At 52.0% G+C, this 23,115-nt stretch carries 22 protein-coding genes; 16 read left to right on the top strand and 6 right to left on the bottom strand.

The annotated features are described in order from the left end of the window. Window positions 1-192 precede the first annotated feature (192 nt). The 3 genes from Q8902_13735 to Q8902_13725 all read left to right on the top strand — a co-directional run bounded on the left by Q8902_13735 (window position 193) and on the right by Q8902_13725 (window position 1,831). Complete coding sequence (locus Q8902_13735; GenBank protein MDP4200619.1) at window positions 193-417, top strand: helix-turn-helix transcriptional regulator; 225 nt, start codon at window positions 193-195, stop codon at window positions 415-417. Between the two features lie 327 nt (window positions 418-744). Next, window positions 745-1,575 carry a sigma-70 family RNA polymerase sigma factor gene (locus Q8902_13730; GenBank protein MDP4200618.1) on the top strand — a complete coding sequence of 277 codons (831 nt, stop codon included), beginning with the start codon at window positions 745-747 and terminating at the stop codon, window positions 1,573-1,575. Continuing rightward, window positions 1,568-1,831: a hypothetical protein gene (locus tag Q8902_13725; GenBank protein ID MDP4200617.1), complete on the top strand. Its 264-nt coding sequence runs from the start codon at window positions 1,568-1,570 to the stop codon at window positions 1,829-1,831. Before Q8902_13730 ends, Q8902_13725 begins: the two co-directional genes overlap by 8 nt. On the opposite strand, the gene Q8902_13720 is transcribed toward Q8902_13725, so the two are convergent. Beyond that, complete coding sequence (locus Q8902_13720) at window positions 1,828-2,871, bottom strand: ATP-binding protein (protein MDP4200616.1); 1,044 nt, start codon at window positions 2,869-2,871, stop codon at window positions 1,828-1,830. The two genes, Q8902_13725 and Q8902_13720, sit on opposite strands and share 4 nt — an antisense overlap. Continuing rightward, a complete protein-coding gene (locus Q8902_13715) occupies window positions 2,871-3,566 on the bottom strand; it encodes a response regulator transcription factor (protein MDP4200615.1) in 696 nt (231 codons plus the stop codon). The genes Q8902_13720 and Q8902_13715 overlap by 1 nt, the downstream gene beginning before the upstream one ends. Window positions 3,567-3,768: 202 nt before the next feature. Here Q8902_13715 and pstB point away from each other — a divergent pair, with 202 nt between their 5' ends. Together pstB and phoU are read left to right on the top strand one after the other, a co-directional pair. Continuing rightward, window positions 3,769-4,620, top strand: a complete 852-nt coding sequence (gene pstB / locus Q8902_13710; protein MDP4200614.1) for a phosphate ABC transporter ATP-binding protein PstB — start codon at window positions 3,769-3,771, stop codon at window positions 4,618-4,620. A 1-nt stretch (window position 4,621) separates the two neighbouring features. Beyond that, on the top strand, window positions 4,622-5,302 hold the full coding sequence (gene phoU, locus Q8902_13705; protein MDP4200613.1) for a phosphate signaling complex protein PhoU: 681 nt from the start codon (window positions 4,622-4,624) through the stop codon (window positions 5,300-5,302). 53 nt (window positions 5,303-5,355) lie between these two features. Here the strand turns inward: phoU and Q8902_13700 are convergent, their stop codons facing one another. Beyond that, a complete protein-coding gene (locus tag Q8902_13700) occupies window positions 5,356-6,528 on the bottom strand; it encodes an acyl-CoA dehydrogenase family protein (protein ID MDP4200612.1) in 1,173 nt (390 codons plus the stop codon). A 180-nt stretch (window positions 6,529-6,708) separates the two neighbouring features. Between Q8902_13700 and Q8902_13695 the strand changes: the two genes are divergently transcribed. After that, window positions 6,709-7,158: a cytochrome c gene (locus Q8902_13695; GenBank protein MDP4200611.1), complete on the top strand. Its 450-nt coding sequence runs from the start codon at window positions 6,709-6,711 to the stop codon at window positions 7,156-7,158. Between the two features lie 2 nt (window positions 7,159-7,160). Here Q8902_13695 and Q8902_13690 read toward each other — a convergent pair whose 3' ends face one another. Together Q8902_13690 and Q8902_13685 are read right to left on the bottom strand one after the other, a co-directional pair. Continuing rightward, complete coding sequence (locus Q8902_13690; GenBank protein MDP4200610.1) at window positions 7,161-7,928, bottom strand: rhomboid family intramembrane serine protease; 768 nt, start codon at window positions 7,926-7,928, stop codon at window positions 7,161-7,163. Window positions 7,929-7,931: 3 nt separating this feature from the next. Beyond that, the gene (locus Q8902_13685; protein MDP4200609.1) at window positions 7,932-8,273 is read right to left on the bottom strand and encodes a stress response translation initiation inhibitor YciH; all 342 of its coding nucleotides are present in this window, start codon (window positions 8,271-8,273) and stop codon (window positions 7,932-7,934) included. A 113-nt stretch (window positions 8,274-8,386) separates the two neighbouring features. On the opposite strand from Q8902_13685, the gene Q8902_13680 reads away from it, so the two are divergent. From Q8902_13680 to Q8902_13635, 10 genes are all read left to right on the top strand, one after another. Then, window positions 8,387-10,597 carry a SpoIIE family protein phosphatase gene (locus Q8902_13680; GenBank protein MDP4200608.1) on the top strand — a complete coding sequence of 737 codons (2,211 nt, stop codon included), beginning with the start codon at window positions 8,387-8,389 and terminating at the stop codon, window positions 10,595-10,597. 97 nt (window positions 10,598-10,694) lie between these two features. Then, window positions 10,695-12,068, top strand: coding sequence for an acyclic terpene utilization AtuA family protein (locus tag Q8902_13675; GenBank protein MDP4200607.1), 1,374 nt, complete (start codon window positions 10,695-10,697; stop codon window positions 12,066-12,068). Continuing rightward, a complete protein-coding gene (locus Q8902_13670; GenBank protein ID MDP4200606.1) occupies window positions 12,065-13,036 on the top strand; it encodes an L-threonylcarbamoyladenylate synthase in 972 nt (323 codons plus the stop codon). Before Q8902_13675 ends, Q8902_13670 begins: the two co-directional genes overlap by 4 nt. Window positions 13,037-13,144: 108 nt before the next feature. Further along, entirely contained in the window at window positions 13,145-13,786 is a 642-nt protein-coding gene (locus Q8902_13665) for a radical SAM protein (GenBank protein ID MDP4200605.1), read from the top strand. Further along, the gene (gene queF / locus Q8902_13660) at window positions 13,783-14,196 is read left to right on the top strand and encodes a preQ(1) synthase (protein MDP4200604.1); all 414 of its coding nucleotides are present in this window, start codon (window positions 13,783-13,785) and stop codon (window positions 14,194-14,196) included. The genes Q8902_13665 and queF overlap by 4 nt, the downstream gene beginning before the upstream one ends. Before the next feature lie 73 nt (window positions 14,197-14,269). Continuing rightward, a complete protein-coding gene (locus Q8902_13655; protein MDP4200603.1) occupies window positions 14,270-14,692 on the top strand; it encodes a 6-carboxytetrahydropterin synthase in 423 nt (140 codons plus the stop codon). 5 nt (window positions 14,693-14,697) lie between these two features. Continuing rightward, window positions 14,698-15,378 (top strand): 7-cyano-7-deazaguanine synthase QueC, encoded by a 681-nt coding sequence (queC, locus tag Q8902_13650; protein ID MDP4200602.1) that lies wholly within the window; start codon window positions 14,698-14,700, stop codon window positions 15,376-15,378. Then, window positions 15,375-18,101, top strand: coding sequence for a putative LPS assembly protein LptD (locus tag Q8902_13645; protein MDP4200601.1), 2,727 nt, complete (start codon window positions 15,375-15,377; stop codon window positions 18,099-18,101). The genes queC and Q8902_13645 overlap by 4 nt, the downstream gene beginning before the upstream one ends. Window positions 18,102-18,153: 52 nt before the next feature. Beyond that, window positions 18,154-19,155, top strand: a complete 1,002-nt coding sequence (gene tilS, locus Q8902_13640; GenBank protein MDP4200600.1) for a tRNA lysidine(34) synthetase TilS — start codon at window positions 18,154-18,156, stop codon at window positions 19,153-19,155. A gap of 35 nt (window positions 19,156-19,190) precedes the next feature. Then, window positions 19,191-21,305, top strand: coding sequence for a hypothetical protein (locus Q8902_13635; protein ID MDP4200599.1), 2,115 nt, complete (start codon window positions 19,191-19,193; stop codon window positions 21,303-21,305). On the opposite strand, the gene Q8902_13630 is transcribed toward Q8902_13635, so the two are convergent. Beyond that, window positions 21,302-22,735, bottom strand: coding sequence for an NfeD family protein (locus tag Q8902_13630; GenBank protein ID MDP4200598.1), 1,434 nt, complete (start codon window positions 22,733-22,735; stop codon window positions 21,302-21,304). The genes Q8902_13635 and Q8902_13630 overlap by 4 nt on opposite strands. Between the last annotated feature and the right edge of the window lie 380 nt (window positions 22,736-23,115).

The raw sequence follows: 23,115 nt of genomic DNA, 5'->3' as shown, positions 1-23,115 counted from the left end.
GGGTTAGAGCGTTTGACCTCCATGAGACGAACCCTTTGACAAGAACAACTCGGCAAAGAGCACCTTGTTACAGGCTATTCAACAAAACTTGGCTACAACGATACAAAGATACAACAATATTGACCCTCAATTGAGGATTTGACACTCGATTGAGGACTTGCAATTGCTGGCCGTTCCCATAACTTGACATCCGTGAATATCAAGCGGGTAGTCGGAGACAATGTCAGGTTTATAAGGGAGAAACGCAACCTCACCCAGGAAGACCTCTCAATCATTGCCCACATGAGTAAGACATTTATCGGCGACATTGAGCGGGCCAAGAAATCACCGACGACCGTCAGTCTCGCAAAAATTGCCAAGGCCCTTAAGATCGAACCGTACATCCTACTCATTCCCGATAGCTACAAGCAGTCCTAATCCTTCGGGAACTGGCAATAACGACTCTTGTTTACGTGTATGTTGTCCGGGTGCTTAATAGGCACCAGTTTGCTCGTTGACAAATGACTCATCGCGGCTCACGGGAGCGGGGAGGGCGTTCATTAAATGACAATTCAAAAGAGAGAATTTCTTCATGAATGACATCTGACCAAACCGCCAAATTCGTGCCGATTCGATAGTGATTATGAATATGAAATTCAAAAACAAAAATTTCAAGGGAGCTAACGCGGACTAAACTCCTATGGCATTAGCTCTGTTGATTTGGAAGCCTTGCCTTAAGGACACGACTACGAAATCCATGAGAGCGTGAGTCATCAACCGACCACCGGCGGTTCCGGCGGATTTGTGCAGATCGATCCGTTGACGATTCCGGCCAGCGTGCTTGGGTTTGGTCCGGGCATCCCGCTGGACGTGCCAGTGAAGCCGGAGCCGTCCAGCGAAAAGCGGCGGGATGCTGCGGAGACGCGTCAGCGAAGGGCCGACGCAGTCGATCTGGCACTGTTCGAGCAGGTCGCGCTGGAGCGGTCGGAGCAGGCATTCAGCGAGCTCTACGATCGCTATGCGCCGCGGCTTTATGCGATGATGCTGCACTATGTTCGCATCGAGGAGGACGCGCTGGATCTGATGCAGGACACGTTCATTCTGCTATGGGAAAAAGCGCCACTGCTGTATCGTGAGAATACGCATGCTCGGGCGGCCATCTATCATTTCGCACGCAACTGTGCGATCGATGCGATCCGGTCGCGTCGGCGGGGCAAGCTTCGGTTCGAGCCATTGCCGGAAGATCAGCCGACCCTGGACGATCTGTTGCGCGATGAGCGGACGCCGGAGAATAATCTGAACGCTAAGGAAGCGCGCGAGAATTTACGCGAGGCACTGCTGACGCTCAATGATTCGCAACGGACGGCAATCGATCTTGCATATTTTGGCGGTCTCACCCATGCGGAAATTGCCGCACGGCTGAAGGTGGCCGAAACCACAGTCGACTATGCGATCTACAGTGCGATTCGAAAACTTTCCAAAGTGTTGGCGCCTCGTTTTGCAGAGCCGGTCAAGCGCCGGAAAAAGGTTAAACGATTGCCGGAAGATCGGTTGATCAAGAATGAAATTACCATCACTCCATACGGAAATGAGTGACATCAACAATTTGGACACAGGGACGCGCTATATTACATTCGCGAGCATCTTCGAGGATTCGGATCTACCTGCTTATGTCGATGCTCAAGATCCGGACGATCCATCCGGATCGATGAATGGAGCGTTGGAAGCGATTGCGGTCTTGCCGGATATTCTTCCCCCAGCAGCACCGCCTCCATCACTAAAGGATCGCGTGATGGCACATCTGCAGGAGCCGATTGTGGCGATCTTCGTGCCACCACCGACGAGCGCTTAGAACGGGTCTTTGTTTAGGATGACTTGAAACGTGGATCCTTTGCCGGGTTCACTGGTGACCATGATCTTGCCATGATGTGCCTCGACGAGGTGCTTGACGATCGCAAGCCCGAGTCCGGTGCCTCCTGGCGAAGACCGCGACCGGTCTTTGTTGACGCGATAAAAGCGTTCGAACAATCGCGGCAAATGTTCTGGGGCGATCCCGATGCCATTATCGGAGACCCGTATCGTGACTTCATGCGGTGTGGGTTCTGAGTTGGCAAGTTCGATCTTGATCGAGCTGCCTTCGCCGGAATACTTGATCGCATTATCGACCAGGTTGATGAGGATTTGCTTGACACGATCCTTATCGGCGTAGGCCTGAACTTCGTGGTGAGGAAGCACATTGCCGGTGAAGTAGAGGTCAATATTCTTGGCTTTGGCAAGGATTTGAAGTTCGTTCGTCAACTCTCTCAAGAAGGGTTGAAGATCGAAAACGCGAAAGCTCATGCGCATTTCGCCAGATTCGATCCGGGAAATATCGATAAGATCGCTGAGCAAATTGTTGAGGCGCTCAGATTGGACATGAGCGCGTTCGAGAAAATCTCGGTTGACTTTTGGATCGTCGATCGCTCCATCCAGGAGCGTCTCGATAAATCCCTGAACGGCGAAGATCGGTGTTCGAAGTTCATGCGAGACGTTAGCGAGAAATTCAGATCGGACCCGCTCGAGTTTCTGCCGAGCCTCGCGATCACCTTCAAGTTTTCGAGCGATGGCGTCCATGGCTTCGGATAAGGCCTGAACTTCTTCCGGCGGCACGGCCAGCCGCGTGGTGCCTACAAACGACAAGTGGCCCTGAGAATCGACTTGAGGAATGAGGTTCTGGATAGGACGCACGAGCCGTCGGGCATGCCACAGACTCAGGATTATGGCCAGCCCGAGTGCGAATGGGAATGTGAATTTATCGGGTATGCCAATGCCGGGCAGCAAGAAGATAAGCAGGGTAATCCCGACCGCGAGTAGAATCGGGAAGACTGCGGCGGAGCGTCGGAGTGAGCGCATCAGCCTTCCAGCGCGTAGCGATAGCCTACGCCCTTGACTGTTTCGATACGCGAACCATATTTCCCAAGCTTCTCACGAAGCTTGAATATATGAACATCGACCGTTCGCTCGACGACGTACATATCGCGGCCCCAAACTTCATCAAGGAGAACCTCCCGTTTGAAGATGCGGCCTGGATGAGAAGCCAGAAAAAAGAGCAATTCGAATTCCTTTCGCGGAAAGGGAATCTCTGTTTCATCGACAAAGACCTTATACGATCCGCGGTCGATCTTGAGTCCGGGGGAGATAATCTGCTCGCGAGCAATCGTACCCAGTGCGACACGATCCGAACGCCGAAGAAGAGATTTAACGCGGGCCACAAGAACACGTGGAGAAACAGGCTTTTGCACATAGTCATCGCCGCCTAGCTCAAGCGAGACAATTTGATCGACTTCAGCATGGCGAGCGGTCAGAAAGAGAACGGGAATTGTCGCCGTCTTGGGATTCGCGCGAATGGCCCGACACGTATCGAAGCCATCCAACTCGGGCATCATGATATCAAGAATAACGAGCGCGACTGCCGAATGCTCAAGCTTTGCAAGCGCCTCTTTGCCATTGGCGGCCGTTTCGCAGATAAAGCCTTCCCGCGTCAGATTATACGAGATCAGGTCGCGAATATCGGGTTCATCGTCAACGATAAGAATCGTTTTACTCATGCGTTCGAATGATAATGATCGTACTGAAACAGCGAAGCGGTGTTCCATCGTGCGCTCATTTGACAAGCCTAATGATTTCGTAATCCTCCCATGACCCGGTCACCACTCTGGTAATGATTTGTTAACACAGAGATAACTGAAGCTTTACCGATTAAAACCCCCTTTGCTTCGTTGCATAACGCAATTACGCCAAGCCATTTCCATGACGATCGATTATCAGCAAGAGCGCGCAAGAGATAGAGTTCCACCCGGTAATGGTGGATTGCCGTTGTTGGCTGAATTGCCACAAACTCTTGAAACGTCGGTCAAAGTGCAAACAAAGAATCTTAACCTGTTCTATGGCATAAAGCAGGCGCTTAGGGACATTACACTCGATATACGCGAGCGGCAAGTGACCGCATTTATTGGCCCTTCGGGCTGTGGAAAGTCCACCTATCTTCGAACACTCAACCGGATGAACGATCTGATCCCAGGGGTTCGGATCACTGGCGAAGTCCGCATCGATGATGTTGATATATACCAGAAGGGACTCGATGTTGTTGAACTTCGTAAACGGGTCGGGATGGTTTTTCAGAAGTCGAACCCATTCCCGAAGTCTATTTTCGAGAATGTCGCCTACGGCCCGAAGTTGATGGGAGAACGGAACAAGGTACGCTTGGCAGAAATCGTCGAGCAAAGCCTTAAGCGAGCTGCGATTTGGGACGAGGTTTCAGATCGGCTGCATCACAGCGCCCTCGGGCTATCTGGTGGTCAGCAACAGCGGCTCTGTATTGCACGGGCATTGGCCGTCAATCCGGAAGTGATCCTGATGGACGAGCCTGCGAGTGCGCTCGATCCCATCTCAACGGCAAAAATAGAAGAGCTGATCTTTGAGCTGAAAAAGAACTATACGATCATTATTGTCACACACAATATGCAGCAGGCCGCCCGTGTGAGCGATGTGACGGCATTTTTCTATCTCGGAGAATTAATTGAAGCCGGAGAGACGCGCGAGATGTTCACGAATCCGGCAAAGAAACAGACGGAAGATTATATCACCGGACGATTTGGATAATATGGCCCGCGTTCACCGGCATTTTGAAGACGAATTGGATACCTTGCGCTCCATGCTAATCCGTATGGGTTCGCTTGTGGACGAGCAGGTCGAGACAGCGATCACTGCACTTCGGGAATTCAATGAAGAATTGGCTGCCTATGTCGTTGAACGCGAAGCGCGTGTTAACGAACTGGACTTGGCAGTTGAAGCTCAATGCCAGCGCATTTTTGCCACGGCTCAGCCAGTCGCGGTCGATCTAAGATTGCTACTCGCAGCGATGCGAATGAACAGTGATTTCGAGCGCATTGGAGATATCGCCGTTAACATCGCTGAACGCGTTGAGCCACTCGCGGGACATAGCGGGCTGATCGAGCGCGTAAAGGCACTGGATATGATCGCGACTGCGCGGCAAATGCTCACCGATGTGATTAATGCGTTCATTCACAGCGATAGTGCGCAAGCTCGTACGGTGTTCGAAAAAGAAGATCAGGTCGATGCGCTAACACGCGAGACGTTCTACAATCTGATCGACGCCATGAAATCCGATCCGGTGCTGATCGAGCCGGCGGCCCACTTGATGGCGCTCTTACGTCACGTCGAGCGTCTTGCCGACCACGCGACAAATATTGCGGAGGATGTGGTCTTTATCGCGGAAGCCAAGTTGCTGCGGCATCATGGAAGCGGACAGGGGACACTGTGAACGAGCCTCAAGGACTCGCATAGAGCAGGCTTCCATGTAGCCGCGAAGACCAATCAGCCCCCGAATGCGGCTAACCCCGTAATATCCTCGCCCAGTATCAGCGTGTGAATATCATGTGTCCCCTCGTATGTTTTAACTGATTCGAGGTTCATCATATGACGCATGATCGGGTATTCGCCAAGAATTCCATTTGCACCATGAAGATCGCGAGCAGCGCGAGCAATATCAAGCGCCATGGCGACGTTGTTCCGTTTGGCGAGCGAGACTTGCTGGGGTCGCATTGTGCCTTCGTTCTTGAGTGTACCCAATCGCCACACCAGGAGTTGCGCCTTTGTAATCTCCGTCAACATTTCCGCAAGCTTCAGCTGCGTGAGTTGAAAGCCGCCAATAGGACGACCCCACTGAATACGACTCTTCGCATAATCGACCGAACTCTCGTAACACGCCATTGCGGCGCCGATCGCACCCCAGGCAATGCCATAGCGCGCTTGGGTCAGGCAACTCAGCGGTCCTTTAATCCCCAGAGCGCCGGGCAGGAGATTCTCCTCTGGAAGTTCAACATCTTGAAAAACCAGTTCGCTGGTAACACTTGCCCTTAGTGAGTATTTGCCTTTCATCTCGGGTGCTGTGAAGCCTTTCATTCCGCGTTCAACTAAGAAGCCGCGAATATCTCGCGAATCATCACCATCCAACTTGGCCCACACGACGGCAACATCGGCAATTGTGCCATTGGTGATCCACATCTTGGCGCCGTTTAGAAGATAACCACTACCCGTCTTCTTTGCATTTGTTACCATCCCACCGGGATTCGACCCATAGTCTGGCTCCGTCAGTCCAAAGCATCCGATTGCCTCACCAGTGGCAAGCCGTGGCAACCACTTCATGCGCTGCTCCTCCGTGCCATAGGTAAAGATCGGATACATGACTAGCGAGCTTTGCACGCTTGCAAACGACCGCACGCCGGAATCGCCCCGCTCGAGCTCCTGCATAATGAGTCCATAGACGATGCTATCTAATCCCGCGCAGCCGTATTCTTCGGGAATCGTTGGACCGAGCAGACCGAGTGCACCGATCTTGGCTACAAGCTCTCGCGGGAAGCTCATTGCCTGACTGTGCTCCTCGATGATCGGGAGTACTTCAGTCTCTACAAATTGACGGACGGTGTTGCGGATCATTCTTTGCTCTTCAGAGAGCAGAGAATCAATATCGTAATAATCAACCAGCATCGGAGGAGGTCAGGGTTTGTGGGTAATAAGTGGCCAGTGAACACCGCAGGCTGAGGGGTCGTTACCGATTGTGCACCAAAGTTATTTGTCAGAGTCCATTTTTTTTCAGAATAGTTGAGAACAAAGTTGGCCGCGTTATGGTATTAATGTCGTCAAAACCTTAGTCTGTTGTCTGAAAACATGAAGAATGCTGCCCGAGTGTTAGCACTCGCATTTTCTATTTGTTCCCCGTTTACTGGCTGTAATTCTGGCGATAATCAGCAGAATAGCCACGCTGAGGCTTCCATGCAGGGATCCTCCGCTGGTGCGCCGGATCTCTCAATTTCTATGACGCCAGAGGCTGTTTCGCGAGGCCGAGCGACCTACATGTCAAGTTGCGCGGTATGTCATGGGACACAAGGCCGTGGCGATGGCCCAGCGGCGGCGGCCTTAGCCGCCAAGCCTCGCGATCACACGAATGGGGCCTATATGGACAAGCTCTCGAACTCGCACATATACAAGGTGGTCAAATTCGGCGGAGTGATGTTTGGCTATCCAGCCATGCCTGCACAACCCTCGCTCGGCGATGACGAAATAAAAGATCTGATCGCGTTTGTCCGGACGCTTAGCAGTACGTATAGGCGATCCTAATCCTATTTTGTATTTTTTAGCAAAAAGTCCCGCTCCTCGCGAGATAGACTATCGATTCCGGAGCGGCTGATTTTGTCGAGAATCATGTCAATCCGGTGCTCGACAGGCATGTCAGCTTCATTTGCAGTAGTCTTGTTATGCTCGAAACGAGAAAACACTGTGTCAGCAAAATGGTACTGCCGGTAAGTGAAGTGCAAGTAAAGCATCGCGCCAAATGCGCCGGCGAGCGGCGCGAAAAGGTTTGATGCGCTCGTATCCAATGCGAAGCCTGAGAGCGGAATGATCGAGACGACAAAGATAACGAGCGCGATAATCCATGCCTTGATCCAAAAGACCCCGAAGACCGAGATCTCGCGCTTCGGCCACATATAGGCAAAACCTCCAAGGACAAACATCGTGAGAATTCCAGGTCCCGCCAGTATGCCGTGTGGATCAAGTAAAAGAAAAACCAGTCCGGCGGCAACGAGCGTGACGACAAGCGCTCGCCAAAACCGATTCGAATGAATGATCTCCTCCAATTCACCCCCAAAGAACGCGATGAGCATACAATTCCATAGCAAGGTGAACAAGCTCCCGATCAGTGAATGGCCGGAGGCAATGAAGAAGAACGGGTAGGTCAGGATGCGCCAGATTTGGAAGCCATGAAGGACAGATTCTGCATATAGAGGCAAACTAGCAATCACAAGCGACGGTGAGATTAGCGAAAGCACAGTTGAGGCAATTAGCCCGATAATTAGTGCACGACAGACTGGCGGAAGATTTCGGAACATAGACTATTTGGTCTTAACGCGAAAGCCGTTCTCTTTGAGATATTCCAAGATGCGCGAAATGTGTTCGCCCTGAAGTTCGATCGTGTCCTGATACACAGTACCTCCTGCACTGACAAGATGCTTCAGGTCCTTGGCAAGCTTGTCTCGCATTTCAGTCGAAAGCCGTAGCCCGGCAACAATTGTCACGCTCTTGCCACGCCGAGCCTTTCGGTCGATGTAGAGTTGTACATCTTGTCCTTCGCCAATCTTCCGTTTGGAGGCACGAAGTGCTCTTTCTTTTTCAAGCGCGGCCGATTGCTCCGCAGTGAGCAAGCCAGATAACTGGGTCAAATCTGTGAGCTTCATTCTTAGTCAAAACGATTCTTCATTTCGTATAAGTCCAATAAGTCTCGCGGGCATCCTGAATTCAATTGATGCCTGCGGGACTTTTCACCATAAAACTAAAGTTTGCGTGCCGGATGCGGACACGGGCAATTTTCTATATCGTCTTAGGGGCGCTCATTTTGGGAGCGTTGCTAGTGCTCGATCTCGTCGCGCACTCGTATACTGCTATTCAGGGCGCCGTGCTCGAGCTAATCCGGGCGGGACTTCAGGGCGCGGCCATGTTATGGCTGGCTCGGGCTTTGGAAATTGTATTCTTTCGAACGTCATCTGTCAGTCGCCCTGAAGAAGCCCGCCGAGGTGCCGATTGGCCCGTTCGACTTGTGCAGCGATTTGCGATTATTCTTGGCGCGTCGGTTCTGGTTGCCCTTGCGCCTGCGCTCTTTACCCTCTCGGTTCGACATGTAACCGTCCCGGAGCCGTTCAAAATCGAGCCGGCGACCTTTCCAACCGTCATTTCCATCGATATTCTTGGTGCCATCTGGTTAATGGCTCTCGTCTTCGTGCTCATGAGCTTCTGGCAGATCAACCTCGTTCGTCAGTCGCCACGATTTGCGCGTCGGCGGTTTGTCGGATGGGCAATCACTGCTGCCGTTCTTGCCGTCTTTACGTTGTGGCAATCCGAGTCCGTTGTGCCGCGAAATGCCTTGACCTTGACGGTTTATACCGTACTGGTACTTGCCACCGGGCTTGCGGCTCTGCTACTTGGGTATCGACTAGCATGGCTCCCGCACGCATCACGAATCGGAAAGAGAAAGCTCCTCGCGTTCGCAGCGCTCGATGCCGTGTTGGCTGCGGCCGCATTAATAGCGTTTGGTGGTGATAAGTTATTTGCCGATGTTCTTTTCGAGCGTTACGCTCTATTTTGGCAAATGATTGCGGTAGCGACATTCGGTACTCTTGCGATCTATTTTGCGATGGTCTTTTTCAGCACCTTATTCTCCCTTTCGTCGACCGAGTTGGTCGAACGAAAGTCTGCCGAAGTTCAATCGCTTGCGAAGCTCACCCGCTTTTCATCGGATATTTTGTCGAGCGAACTCTTGCTCGATCTACCGAGGCTGGCGGAGCAAATTACATCGCTTGCTTGCGAAGCGACCGAGTCGGACTGCGCATGGCTCGAACTTCGGTCATCGGACGATCATGAGACACCAGTTCGTTGTTATATAGGAATTGGAGAGCGTGCGGCTGAGAGCATCATGGAGGAAGCCGAAGGATTTCCTGATGCCGGACGTCAGGTTTCCTCGCCTCGCGCCGAACTCGATCGGACACGACGCCCCATTATCTTTCAGCGACGCATTAGTACCCAGCAGTATCTTTTCCCCACGCCTGAGCAAGCTCGCGGAAATAAGGCACTTCATTCAATGGTCGCCGTACCGTTGCTTCGCAAGGATGAAGTGCGAGGTGGACTTTACGTCGCCAAAAACCGTGAGGATGGTTTTGACGATGATGACCTGACTGTCTTAACCGCTTTCACGGATGTTGCCTCTCTTGCACTTGAAACCGCGCGTCTGCTTCAGGACTCGATAGAAAAACAGAAATTCGATGGCGAACTCCGCGCGGCAAGACTGATGCAAAAAAGTCTGTTGCCGGAGCGATTTCCGAATGTGCCTGGCTTCGATATATATGCGATTAGTATTCCTGCCTATGATGTAGGCGGAGATTACTACGATGCTTCCACTCTCTGGGATGGCTCGACGATGATAACGATCGGAGACGTCTCGGGCAAAGGCATCTCTGCTTCGCTCTATATGGCCGAGACGAAGGGTGTCGTTCAGGCGTTAGCGCCGGTCATGGCGAACATGACCGAACTGCTCGAAGGAACGAACGAAGCCTTAATGCACAATTCGCCAACTCTGTCATCACTCCGGCGTTCGTTTGTGACTCTCGGGCTTATCGCATTTACGAAGCGAGGCGTAATGTATGCACGAGCGGGGCACACACCACTCCTTCACGTCCGTGCCGATGGCCAGTATCAATTTTATCAGCCACGCGGAATTGCCGTCGGTCTCATCCGCAGGCCGGATGTCGCTCAGACGATGGAAGAACTCAAACTCGAACCGTTGTTGGGCGATGTACTGGTACTGTTTAGCGACGGGATTACGGATGCGCGAAACCCCAATGGGGAGGAATTGGGTTACGACCGCCTCGCGCACTATGTGTCAGACAACCTGGATGTCAGCAACTCCCGCGATTTGACACTCAAAGTGCTGCAATCCGTGGCTGAATTCACACAATCGGGTAACTTTGACGATGATGCCACCCTCGTTGTTATGCGATGCATCGAGTAACAAAACGATTCTCGAATGAAGACCCATTGGCGGTATCCTCCGCGCCTTCGCACAGTGGGACCTAAGCACTTCAGAACATTAGTTTCAACACGTTGATATGAGAGACCGTATTCGAATTGCCTCCGGGCAGGGATTTTGGGGTGACCTGCCCAGTGCGCCGATTGACCAAATTCGTCGCTCTTCGGCCGAATCGCCCATAGACTATATGATGATGGACTACCTGGCCGAGGTGACGATGTCCATCATGCAAAAACAGAAGCTTCGCGATGGCCGCATGGGCTATGCGCGCGATCTCGTCGAGGTCATCGATGCCGTACTGCCAGATATCGTCGAGAAGAACATCAAAATTATCACCAACGGAGGTGGTGTGAATCCCGAAGGTTGCCGTGATGCGATTTTCGAAGTCGCACGCAAGCGCGGCATTCCGATTAAAGTCGGCGTTGTTCTTGGGGACAACATCCTGGATGATCTCGATTCGATGCTCAGTGCGGGTCATCAGCTCAAGAATATGGAAAGTGGCGATCCGCTTAGTTCTGTTCGCAATCGGGTCCTCTCGGCAAATGTCTATTTTGGCGCGTGGCCGATCGTCGAGGCGCTCCAGCAAGGAGCCCAGATCGTCGTCACTGGCCGCACAACGGATACAGGACTCACGCTCGCTCCGATGATTCACGAATTTGGGTGGAAGCCCGACGATTGGGACAGGCTCGCCGCCGGTACCGTTGCGGGCCACATCCTCGAGTGTGGTGCGCAGTCATCCGGCGGAAATTTTTCAGCCGATTGGAAGTCTGTCCGAGATATGGCTCACATCGGCTTCCCAATTGCCGAGGCTTATCCCAATGGCGATTTTATCATTACAAAGCATCCAAAAACCGGCGGGCGGGTTTCGCGCCAAACGGTTGCCGAGCAACTGCTCTATGAGATCGGCGATCCGCGCGATTATATCACTCCTGATTGTATCGCGGATTTCACGAGCATTCAGATTGAAGACAGCGGCAAGGACCGCGTGCGTGTCCATAGTATTAAAGGCAGAGCCGCAACAGATTCCTACAAAGTCTCCATGTCTTACAACGATGGTTTCTCTGCTCAGGGAACACTCACGTACACATGGCCGGACGCAATGCACAAAGCGCGGCTTGCCGATCAAATCCTCAGAACGCGTCTGAAAGACGCTGGATGTACTTATGATGAGATGCGCACCGAATTTTTGGGTGTAAACTCATGTCACGGTCCGCTTACACCGGTGGATTTCGATGAAGTGCAAGAGGTCGTGGCCAAGTGGGGGGTCCGAGGACAAGACAAGAAGGCCATCGAGCGATTTGGTAAGGAAATCGCGCCGCTCATCCTGACCGGTCCGCCAAGCGTGACCGGATTTGCAGGCGGTCGTCCAAAACCGAGTGAAGTCGTGGCATACTGGCCGGCATTGCTAGATAAGAAGGCCGTGCTACCGCGTGTGGTGGTGCAGCAGGCGTGACGACAGAGATTGGAATTGACGTTGCGAAGGCTCGCGCACTGCTGGAGCGCGGCCTTGTCGTGGCGATTCCGACCGAGACAGTCTACGGCCTGGCGGCAAATGCGCTGGACACTGAGGCTGTTCTCCAAATCTTCGAAATTAAACGTCGGCCACGCTTCGATCCTCTGATTGTGCATGGTGCCTCACCTGATCAGCTCACGGATTATGTGAGGACTTTCCCGGAATGGGCCGTCATACTCGCAGAACGCTTTTGGCCGGGTCCACTCACACTCGTTCTTCCAAAGCGAGATAGTATTCCCGACATCGTCACTTCGGGATTGGATGCCGTCGCGCTTCGAGTGCCGAACCATCCGATGACGCTCGATCTTCTTTCACAACTGGACTTTCCCATTGCGGCTCCGAGTGCCAATCCGTTCGGGTATGTGAGTCCTACGAGCGCGGAGCATGTGCTCGATCAACTGGGTGGCGAAATACCATACATTCTCGATGGAGGTGAATGTATAGTTGGGCTGGAGTCTACCATCGTTACTGAGAGAGATGGTGAGATCGTAATCTTACGCCTCGGCGGGGTTGCTGTCGAAGATATAGAATCGCTACTTGGTCCCGTTCGCCTTCAGGTTCAGGCGTCTTCCAACCCGATTGCGCCTGGAGGACTTGAATCACATTATGCACCGCGTACTCCTCTGAAACTGGGTAGGATCGATCTTGAACGCTTCGATGCAGAGCGAGTCGGCATACTTAGCTTTCAAAGGCGCTTTAAGGAGGTGCCAATCGGCCATCAAGTTGTCCTATCTCCGGAAGGCAGTTTGCACGAAGCGGCGAAGAACTTGTTTGGGGCCATCCGATACCTTGATTCACTTGGCATGCAACTGATTTTAGCCGAACCGCTTCCAGAACTCGGCCTCGGACGTGCAATCAATGACCGGCTTCGACGGGCTTCGGCAAAAGGAATGAATTGGCGGGGGTAGTCCTCGGGAGTATACTCCCGACGTCACACGTTTCTGCTCCACGTGCCAGAAATACCTGAAATCGAGCATCCAAAGAGGCTTACATTGTCTGAACGACAACGCGAGGACATGCTACGCGTTAACGAAATCTTCTACTCGATTCAAGGGGAAGGTTCTCGCGCTGGTGAACCTTGTGTCTTTGTTCGCATGACGGGGTGTGGTTTGCGCTGCTCTTATTGTGATACGGAATATGCGTTTTACGACGGAGAAGACCTCCTCATCACAGATATTCTCGGTCGGATTGAGGGGTTCAACTGCCACCTTATCGAGTTGACAGGTGGCGAACCTTTGGAGCAGGAAGGGGTGTACCCACTGATGCAGCGACTCTTCGAGCATGGATATGAGGTGATGATCGAAACCGGCGGCCATGTCGATATTTCGCGTGTCGATCCGAGAGTCAAACGTATTGTCGATCTCAAGACACCATCATCGGGAATGGTGAAGCGAAATCGATACGAGAACATCCTGCACCTGACGAAACAAGACGAGGTGAAATTTGTAATCGGATCGCGAGAGGATTATGAATGGGCACGTCAGCAACTTGTGCTATATCAACTACGTAATTGCGTAGGGACTATTCTTTTTTCGCCGGTCCAAGGTGAACTCGATCTCGCGGCATTAGCAGCCTGGATCCTTGAAGATGGGCTGCCCGTCCGCCTGCAAACGCAGTTGCATAAACTAATTTGGCCGGGAATATTAAAAGGGGTATGACATCAAGCAAACCTGAACTTGTCGTTTTTCCAAATCCGTATCCAAATCGGGAGTACGTCGTGACGCACACGAATCCGGAGTTTACCTCTGTTTGTCCGGTGACGGGCTTACCTGATTTTGGAGAGATTACAATCGTCTTCGTGCCGGATAAGCTCTGTGTCGAACTGAAGGCGCTAAAATATTACTTCATCAGCTTTCGAAATCGAGGTATTTTTTACGAGGCTGTAATCAATGAAATTCTTGAAGATTTGGTGAGTGCTCTTGATCCACGATGGCTGGAAGTGACCGGCGAATTCTCCACACGCGGCGGGCTGCACTCGAACGTGGTGGCGAAGTATACGAAAGGGGAGAGCCCGGTGCCAATCTCCGATAGAATTACGATTACGAAACTTGAGAAAGCGATACAATGAGACTCAGAGAACGGGCCGCAAAATTCATCTGGCGTCGTCGGTTCCATCTGTCTCATCCAGGCGCACTAGTATAATGCTTACCCATATAGCGAAAGATTTCCGCTGGGAGATGGCGCACCGTCTGCCCGAGCACGATGGCGGCTGCCGGAATGTCCACGGTCACTCATACTGCATGTGGATCGAGCTCTCAGGTGAGCCCCAATCCGCAGGCATGGTCCTCGACTACTTCGATCTTAAAAGGATGGTTGATCCAATGGTCGCCGAATTAGATCATGCTTTCCTATGCACCCGCTCCGATGTGCTCATTTCTGATTTCTTACGTGGAAGCGGGCTTAAGGCCGTCTATGTCGATTGGCCGACGACGGCCGAGAATATTGCCCGCTGGTTTTTCGAGCGACTTAGCCTCACATTTGCCTCGATGAAACATTTGCGTGAACTCCGCGTGCGTATTCAGGAAACGGAACGGACGTATGCTGAGGTGTCCGGTCCGCTGTAATCCGCATGAAATCAATCGTCTTACTCTCCGGCGGGATGGACTCGACCCTCACGGCAACCATTGCCCGTAATGAGTCGCGAAATCTTGCCGCGCTTCACCTGAACTATCGTCACCGAACCGAGAACCGAGAGTTGCAGGCCTTTCACGATGTGGCGGATGTCCTCGGCATTCGGGAGCGTCTTGTGGTTGACATTGAATTTTTGCGGGAGATTGGTGGATCGAGCTTGACGGATGCGAGCATCGCGGTGACACTCGCCGATCTTCACGCTTCAGGTATTCCAAGTTCGTACGTTCCGTTTCGCAACGGAAATTTCCTGGCGATTGCCGCGAGTTGGGCGGAAGTGATCGGAGCGAATCAGGTGTACATTGGTGCCGTCGAGGAAGATTCATCGGGCTATCCAGACTGCCGGCGGTCTTTTTTCGATGCATATGAACGCGCGATCGAATTAGGTGTGAAGCCAGATACACGCATCCGCATAATGACACCAGTGATCCATTTGCAGAAGAGTGAGATTGTTCGCGAATCGGTTCGGCTTGGTGCCCCAATCGAGCGGACATGGTCGTGCTACCAGTCTGAAAATCTGGCTTGCGGCGAGTGCGATAGTTGCGCGCTTCGCCTTCGTGGGTTCGCAATGGCCGGAGTGGAAGATCCGATTCAGTATAGGATTAGGCCCCGCTACTCATGAAATCAGGAGTAGGCTATCGGATATTGGTCATCCCGGTCGTGATGTCAGCGATCCTGCTCATTCCATTCCTGGTGCGTGCCCAGACCCCTCCAGGCACCACCGACACATCTACGAAAGCACCCGCTCCAAAGCAAGTCCGCCCCGGATTCGAGCTGCCGGATTCGCTTTACATCTCCGCCGACACGATTCGTGGTGATGTCGATACGATTGTTCGCTACACCGCGAAGGATTCGACTACATTCGATGTCGCCAGAAAAACGATGACGCTGGTGAGTAACGCGGTCGTTCAATTCCAGAACCGCGAGCTCGATGCGCATACCATTGTGATGGACTTTCAACACAACACATTGACGGCGTACAGCGCCGATGTCGATTCGGTCGTAAGCGCATCCCTTGCACTTCGGCGGCGGATCATACGTGATACGAACCGCACGAAATCGCGTGGTGCGCCAAAACTTACAGAAGGTCCGACGACGTATGAGGGCGAAGTGATCGTCTACAATTTCAAGACTAAGCACGGGACCGTGCAGCTTGGCACAACCGAACTTGAGGGTGGATTCTACTATGGCGAGAAGATTAAACAAGTCGCACCGCAAACGCTATTCGTCGAAAACGGACGCTATACTACCTGCGATGCGCCGGTCCCACATTATTACTTTGAATCGCCCAAGATGAAGGTCGTTATGCAGGACCAAATCTTTGCGGAGCCGGTTTATCTCTATGTAGCGGATGTTCCAATTTTTGCGCTTCCCTTTGGCGTCTTCCCGAATCACGGTGGTGGACGTCATTCCGGAATTATTGCGCCGAATTATCAAGTAACAGGGGACCGTGGCTATGGTCTGACACATCTTGGCTATTACTGGGTTTTCAATGATTATCTCGATGCCGCTGCCCAAACGGACCTCTATACCAAAGGCGGATATAACATTGATGTCCGTGGCGAATGGATGAAGAAGTACCTTCTGAACAGCCCTGCTTCGCTAAGACTTGGCTATGGGTTCACACGGTTCAATAGTGTTGATCCCTATACGAAGAATTGGCTTGTGCAAAGTTCGCTGCCGAATCTTATTTTGGGGTATGAGACTGCTCTCTCCGCGAATCTCAGTTTCCAGAGCGACGGCTATTTTCAGGATAATGCTCGGAATCAGAGAGACTTCTATACCCAGAATGTCTCCAGTAACGCGAGTTTCAATACTGGATGGTCTGATTTGGGAATGAATCTTGGCATTGACTATAATCGTAATCAGGACCTTAATAATAGCACGTATGACGAGACGAGTCCCTCGCTGAATTTTTCGAAATCGACCTGGTATCCGTTCGCTTCGACTGAAGGCGAAACGGTTGATCCAACTTTGTCCTCACTCGGGATTGGGTACTCCCTGAATGCGGACCGTCAGGTAAGCAGGCATATCGGCGGCAATGTTCCACTACCCACTGATACCAGCCATTGGTTCACCTCGGAGCATTATGGAGTACTTCATAATCCTTCTATTGGGATTTCACCGAAGTTTGGTCATTTCACGGTCAACCCGAGTTTTAGCTATTCAGAGGCGTGGATGTTCAAACAGCATCATCGAATTTATGGCACTCAAATCACTTACGATAGCCTGACCGGCAAGAACGACACAGCGATAATCTTCACGCAGGATACCACCAGTGGCTTTAACAGGCTCTACAATTACAATATGGGCATCGGCGTTTCTACAACGCTCTATGGCATTGCAAATATAGGTGCGTTTGGAATTCAGGCGATCCGCCATACCGTGCAGCCTTCCATTAGCTTTTCCTATCACCCGGATTTGTCCTCCCAAAATTATGTAGCCTATATCGACCCCCAAACGGGACAGTTGCAGCACTATAATATTTATGAGGGCGAGCTGAATGGGGGGCTGGTTGGTATCGGGAAGAATGCAACTCTAGGAATGAGCCTGGGCAACAACTTCGAAGCCAAAGTCGAGCGAAATGTTACGAAAGACTCAACGACGATCGATCACCTGCAATTGCTGAATCTGAATGCGTCGAGTGGTTACAATCTTGCGACGAAAATACTCAGTCCCTTCTCGATCTCGACGTCATCTTCAATTGGTACATTCCTCTCAATGAGTGGTACTGTGAGCTATTCCTTTTACCCTGTGAACTCGTATGGGCAGGATAGTACCGATGCGACACTTATCTCTCTGCACCAAGGCTACCTTCGTCCGACCAATGCATCTTTCGGCTTAAGTGGCAGTTTTTCGAGCGCGACGACAGTTGAGGGTGACAACTATGATTCGTTGAGGCGGTTGTTCAATATCACCAGTCCGGATGATGAGCGCGCACTGATGTTGGGCGGGTATTTTCCTGGACCGTTTATTAGCGTACCATTCCGGCCCAAATGGAATGTAAATTATGGTCTGACATACTCGCAATCTTATACAGCCAATCTGGTTGGCAATTCCATTATTTCCACCCTTCAACGCAATTTCGGCGCGACGACCTCGCTCTCACTAACACTAACCAAGAACTGGCAATTCACGACCACCGCTTCCTATGATCTTACGGAAGGTAAAATCATTATCCCGGAACTTCGTATTCATCGTGACTTGCATTGCTGGGAAATGGACTTTTCATATCGCCCGCCGGGATCTCGCATCTCGGGATTCAATCTTGAAATCCGAATCAAGGCGCCGCAGTTGCAGGATGTGAAGCTTACGCGAACTGAGAGCACATATGGACAATTCTAAACCGGTTGTCAGTGAAGGCAAGAGGATGATAAGTCGTGGTAAGACGCGAACCATGTCCCACGTTCTTCCAGCTATAGTTGCTCGAACAGGAGCAATTCTCCAGAGTCTCAGTGTCACTTCGGATTCCAGTGTTATTGTCGGTGTCAGTGGCGGCCCGGACTCCGTTGCACTTGCGCACGTGATGTTGCAGTTGAAGTTGCGCGGAAGGGTTGGCGAGGTGTTTCTTGCGCATATCAATCATGGCTTGCGCGGATCCGCCTCCGATGCCGATCAGACTCTCGTTTCGCAACATGCTAAAGAGTGGAATTTACCCAATGCAATTTGGCAAGCGGACACCACAGCTCGTGCACGTGAAGAAAGAAAAGGAATCGAAGAGACCGCCAGGAACATTCGCTATGAGTTCTTTGAAGAATTAGCCGTGAGGCACGGTGCGCAATTCATTTTGACGGCGCATACCGCAAACGATCAGGCAGAGACAGTCATAATGCATGCTGTACGTGGAGCTGGCGTGCGCGGGTTGGCCGGGATACCACAAATGCGGAAGCTCGGTGCCCTTAGCATTATCCGACCCTGGCTTGGAGTAACGCGAGATGAGATCGAGGAGTACTTGCTCGATCAGAAACTTCGGTTCAACCGTGATGAATCGAACGAGGAGCTGAACTACCAGCGAAATCGCATCCGGCATACAGTAATTCCTGCACTCATCGAAGCCTATCCCGACCGCTCCCCCGTCCGCGCACTTGCCGGATTAGCTCATCGAATGGCCAAGTTAGATAACTTCCTGGCTTCATTGACCCAAGAAAATCTGGAGATGCTCCTGCAACCAGATGGATCGATCAACTTAAGTGGACTGCGCAACTTGCAGGGGTTTCTACTCCACGGCGTGGTTGAAGCCTGGGTTAATCTCAAAATAGGGTGCTACCGGCTGACCGAAATTGAGACGCGCAAGATCGAGCGATTCCTGGCTTCAACTTCTCGTCGCACCGAACTTCGAAATGGCGTTTCACTCCTTAAGAAGAAGGATGCCGTACTAATCTTCTGCAAAACGCAATGACCTGATTCGTCGTTGGCTATTTGTCAATCAAGTCTATGAAAATATTTTACAGCGTTGCGTTCCTAATTCTGCTTCCTTTTGGCGCCTTCGGCCAATGGCATCAAATTCCTGGCCCCCCAGGCGCAGGACCCTATTGCTATGATACGCTTGCAGGTTCCAAGGGCAGCCACATTTATGCCGGTACCGAAGATGGCGCATGGCGTACGACCGATCATTTTCAGACTTGGAAACGGGCTGGCCTTGCTGGGAAAACGATCACGGCACTTGCAAGCATCTTCGTACCGCTTCAAGGGGATGTGCTTTTTGCAGGTGCTGATTCAGGTGTGTATCGCTCGCTTGACAGCGGGTCGACCTGGCAAAATGTCTTGCCGGATTCCAAGCAATCATCCTATATCGCCCTGATCCCGAAGGGGCAAGCGATCCTCGTGGTGCTAACCAATGACGATACGAACGATTGTGTTTTTCGATCATCGGATTTGGGAGATCATTGGAATCGCTTTGCGAAAGCTCCACCGGGTTCTGACGCATATTCTATCAGTGCCGCAGTGCCATGCGGAGGATATCTATTCGTGATTAATGGAGGCCCCTTTGTTTGGAGCCTTCCATTTGCTGGAGGAGGTTGGGGCCAGACGGGTTATTCTTCTACGCAAGGGCCGATGTCACTCGCAACGTTTGGCACGAACTTATTCGCTGGAAGCACAGGACGTGTCGATCTTTCGACCAACTTCGGTCAGTCTTGGGTTACTCCGATCAACTATGGTCTCGATTCTAACATAGACGATATCGGTCAACTTGTGGTGAATGGTCTCACGATGGTGGCCGGTACATCCAATGGCATCTTCCTCTCTACCGATGGTGCTCGATCATGGACATCGGTTGACGGTCAGGGTGGCTATCCAGATTACTACTCGACAGGTGGCGGCGGAGCCTATGGACTGACCTACGTGAGTGGGTCGTTTCTTTCAAGTGAGGAAGGGGGATTGTTCCAATCTTCCGATGGTAAAGCCTGGCAGTATGTGCCGCAAGGTATTCATGCCTCGTTCATCGCGAATGTTGCCTCATCCGAAGGTACTCTATTCGCTAGCACCGACTTCGGACCCGGCAGCGCCATCTTTCAAAGTTCGGATCGCGGATTGACATGGCTGACCCCCGCTACGATTGAAGGTGCCAGCACCTTTTATCATTTGCTCGGTAACCTCTACGCTGTTGGAGATGGCTCCGTCATCTGGCGGTGGAACGGTACCTCCTGGGAAGCGCTTGCATCGCCCGCATTGACTCCAACCCTGACTGCGATTGGAGATACATTGATTTTAGGATCTGCTACGGGTGATGCGTTTGAGTCATTGGATAATGGCAGTTCCTGGCAGGCCTTGTCACCAATACCCGAACAGGTTCCGTTTGCAGTTGAGGCAGTGATAACATTTCGCGATACAGTTCTCGCATTAACCCTGCAAGCAGATACTATTTGGCGCCTCTGGCGTTCTCCCGACGCTGGAAAAACGTGGAGTGATGCTGGCATTCTTCCCTTGACCGGTGGATGGCTTGTAGCTTCCGCTGTTACCGAATCAAGAATGTGCTTGTGTTTCGGCGATGAAATTCTGACATCGATAGATGGTGGCGCTAACTGGTCAAGCATCAATCTGATGGCTTCATCTGCTCATACCATCGGATCGAAAATATTTCTGACGTTAGCGTACAATCCTTCTCCCGCTGATAACGGCCTCTTCGTTCTGGATCAGAATCTGACGCAGCTTATCCCAGAGTCAACGACCGGTCCGATGCAGGCCTTCGGGATCGACAGTTCAACCGCCTATATCGGGACAGTTCAAAACGGACTCTGGGCTGTGCCACTTTCGAACATCCCGTTGAGCGTCCCAATGCATGCGGCAATTACGCTCGGGGAACTTTGCATCTATCCAAATCCAATGGCATCGAACGCCACCATATCACTTGACCTTACGACGCGAGGGCACGTCACGCTTCGATTGTATGACGAGGCCGGCGCCCTGCGGGCAGTCATCTATGATGGCTCGATCGAAACGGGTCATACCGATCTTCCGCTTTCAATGAACAATCTGCCAAATGGCAGCTATGTCGTCATCGCTGATGGGGACGTGCAAGCCATTGGCCGCATCGTGATCGAGCGCTAAGTCGTCCGCGCGATGCGGCCACCGAAACTGTCGCCGCGCTCGCGCTCCTCGCTGATGTGACTTTCAGAAGTCGCTCGCGTAGTCACTGCGTCAGTAGCGGCTTGGACGACTGCACGGTTGCCACTCATCCGCATAACCGTGACTGCCGTGCCGGGTGGAAGGAATTCGCCACCGGTCACAGCATCGATCTTCCGATCACCCAACAGCACGATCCCGGCCGGACGCAACATTGTTTGTGCGATGCCGCTCTTGCCAATGATCAGTGCCTCTTCGGCAGCATAAAATCCTGTATCGGCCGTCGTCGCCTCATTGCGGAATTTCCTAAGCCATAACGATTTCGGCGCATATTTGATGATGACGTATCCAAGCACAATTACTCCCGTGAGTGCTATCGCGAGTGTGACAAAGGTTTGCGTCATTCGATCGGGTGTTAGAGTCCTGAGATCGCCGGCCAGTGCCAGAAATAGCCCAAACGCTACTCCGGCAATACCGAGAACACCGGCAAGTCCAAATGTTGGTACTGGCGAGATCTCGATCAACAATAACGTCAAGCCGGCAAGGAATAGCACGATCGCGATCAGCGGCGCAACCGAGGTGATATATTGCCCGCCAAAGAACAGCACGAAGGCAGCAATAGCGGCGATCGTAATTGCGCCGAAGTGGCCGGTCTTAATCGTATAAAACACGCCGGCCATGCCGATCATGATGAGCAGCGAACTGACAAGGCCCGAAGTCAGGAACCGAATCAGCTTGTCACCAAATCCTTCTTCGGAATTTACAATATCCGTTGCACTGATTCCAACCGCTTGAAGCGCAGCCGGTACCGTCTCGGCCTTCGCATCGGCGTAGCCGACTTTAATCGCGTCTTCCTCCGTCAGCGTTAACAGCTTCCCTTGCGGGACACTGATCTTGTATGATGAGTCGAGTCCAATCGATTCGTCCACCATTGTCTCGGCAATTCTTGGATCGCGATGGTTGCGCTCGGCAGTCGAGCGCATCTCAGCTCGCATGTAGGAGTTGACCTTCTCGGATGCCTTCTCGCCTGTCTCATAGATCGGAGTAGCGGCTCCCATCGTCGAGCCACTCGACATTACGATCTTCTGCGCAGCCAGCGTGATCAGTGCGCCCGCTGAAATCGCCCGCTTATCGACGAAGGCAACGGTCATCGGGACCTTCGCATTCAAAATCAGATCCCGAATCTTCGTCGCGGCGTCTAATCGTCCGCCGAATGTATTCACATGCAGCAGGATGACGGCATGGGCCTTCTCCGCCTCTTCAACCGCCCGCTGAACATACGAGACCATCCCAAGATCGACTTCAGTCGCGATCGAGATCACGTGGACTTTTTGAGTCAGAGGTTGCTGCGATGCGGCCGGCCTGGCCATCAAAAGAGCCGCACCAGAAATAAGAAGAAAAATGAAAGTCTTCATATCGCAATCGACACCAAACCGCCTACTGTAATTCCGTGGTAGGTAATCCGGTCGTTTGGGAAGTCTTTCATTCGATACAAATATCCTATTTGAAAACAGGTGCCCAAAGTTAAAGTAACGCTTTAACTCTCTCTTTTGAATTGTCATTTAATGAACGCCCGGTCCCAGCCAAGCGCGCGCGAACGGATTTTTCAATGAGCAATAGGTGCATATCACCCTGCATGTAATATACCATATGCAAGTGTGATTGGTACTCGACTCTCAAATTATTTTTGGACAAATCGCAAAATTAATTCGTATATTAGCGGCGGTTACTTCGGACGACGCTCGTCCCGATGCCTGCTCTGGCCCCGATTTCGTGTTCCCGCCAGCCCTGACAC

The sequence above is a fragment of the Bacteroidota bacterium genome (genome assembly GCA_030706745.1).
In the GTDB taxonomy this organism is placed as follows: domain Bacteria; phylum Bacteroidota; class Ignavibacteria; order Palsa-1295; family Palsa-1295; genus PALSA-1295.
Note: the sequence above shows the minus strand (reverse complement) of the source record. Positions and strands in the feature narration are given on the sequence as shown.

What these genes read in the sequence shown, in the direction of transcription:
- Q8902_13645 (MDP4200601.1), top strand. Translation starts at nt 15,375, where the DNA reads ATGAAATCAGGAGTAGGCTATCGGATATTGGTCATCCCGGTCGTGATG.
- Q8902_13655 (MDP4200603.1), top strand. Translation starts at nt 14,270, where the DNA reads ATGCTTACCCATATAGCGAAAGATTTCCGCTGGGAGATGGCGCACCGT.
- Q8902_13690 (MDP4200610.1), bottom strand. Translation starts at nt 7,928, where the DNA reads ATGTTCCGAAATCTTCCGCCAGTCTGTCGTGCACTAATTATCGGGCTA.
- Q8902_13630 (MDP4200598.1), bottom strand. Translation starts at nt 22,735, where the DNA reads ATGAAGACTTTCATTTTTCTTCTTATTTCTGGTGCGGCTCTTTTGATG.
- queC (MDP4200602.1), top strand. Translation starts at nt 14,698, where the DNA reads ATGAAATCAATCGTCTTACTCTCCGGCGGGATGGACTCGACCCTCACG.
- Q8902_13715 (MDP4200615.1), bottom strand. Translation starts at nt 3,566, where the DNA reads ATGAGTAAAACGATTCTTATCGTTGACGATGAACCCGATATTCGCGAC.
- Q8902_13725 (MDP4200617.1), top strand. Translation starts at nt 1,568, where the DNA reads ATGAGTGACATCAACAATTTGGACACAGGGACGCGCTATATTACATTC.
- Q8902_13665 (MDP4200605.1), top strand. Translation starts at nt 13,145, where the DNA reads ATGCTACGCGTTAACGAAATCTTCTACTCGATTCAAGGGGAAGGTTCT.
- Q8902_13700 (MDP4200612.1), bottom strand. Translation starts at nt 6,528, where the DNA reads ATGCTGGTTGATTATTACGATATTGATTCTCTGCTCTCTGAAGAGCAA.
- tilS (MDP4200600.1), top strand. Translation starts at nt 18,154, where the DNA reads ATGTCCCACGTTCTTCCAGCTATAGTTGCTCGAACAGGAGCAATTCTC.
- pstB (MDP4200614.1), top strand. Translation starts at nt 3,769, where the DNA reads ATGACGATCGATTATCAGCAAGAGCGCGCAAGAGATAGAGTTCCACCC.
- Q8902_13720 (MDP4200616.1), bottom strand. Translation starts at nt 2,871, where the DNA reads ATGCGCTCACTCCGACGCTCCGCCGCAGTCTTCCCGATTCTACTCGCG.
- phoU (MDP4200613.1), top strand. Translation starts at nt 4,622, where the DNA reads ATGGCCCGCGTTCACCGGCATTTTGAAGACGAATTGGATACCTTGCGC.
- Q8902_13675 (MDP4200607.1), top strand. Translation starts at nt 10,695, where the DNA reads ATGAGAGACCGTATTCGAATTGCCTCCGGGCAGGGATTTTGGGGTGAC.
- Q8902_13680 (MDP4200608.1), top strand. Translation starts at nt 8,387, where the DNA reads ATGCGGACACGGGCAATTTTCTATATCGTCTTAGGGGCGCTCATTTTG.
- queF (MDP4200604.1), top strand. Translation starts at nt 13,783, where the DNA reads ATGACATCAAGCAAACCTGAACTTGTCGTTTTTCCAAATCCGTATCCA.
- Q8902_13635 (MDP4200599.1), top strand. Translation starts at nt 19,191, where the DNA reads ATGAAAATATTTTACAGCGTTGCGTTCCTAATTCTGCTTCCTTTTGGC.
- Q8902_13695 (MDP4200611.1), top strand. Translation starts at nt 6,709, where the DNA reads ATGAAGAATGCTGCCCGAGTGTTAGCACTCGCATTTTCTATTTGTTCC.
- Q8902_13685 (MDP4200609.1), bottom strand. Translation starts at nt 8,273, where the DNA reads ATGAAGCTCACAGATTTGACCCAGTTATCTGGCTTGCTCACTGCGGAG.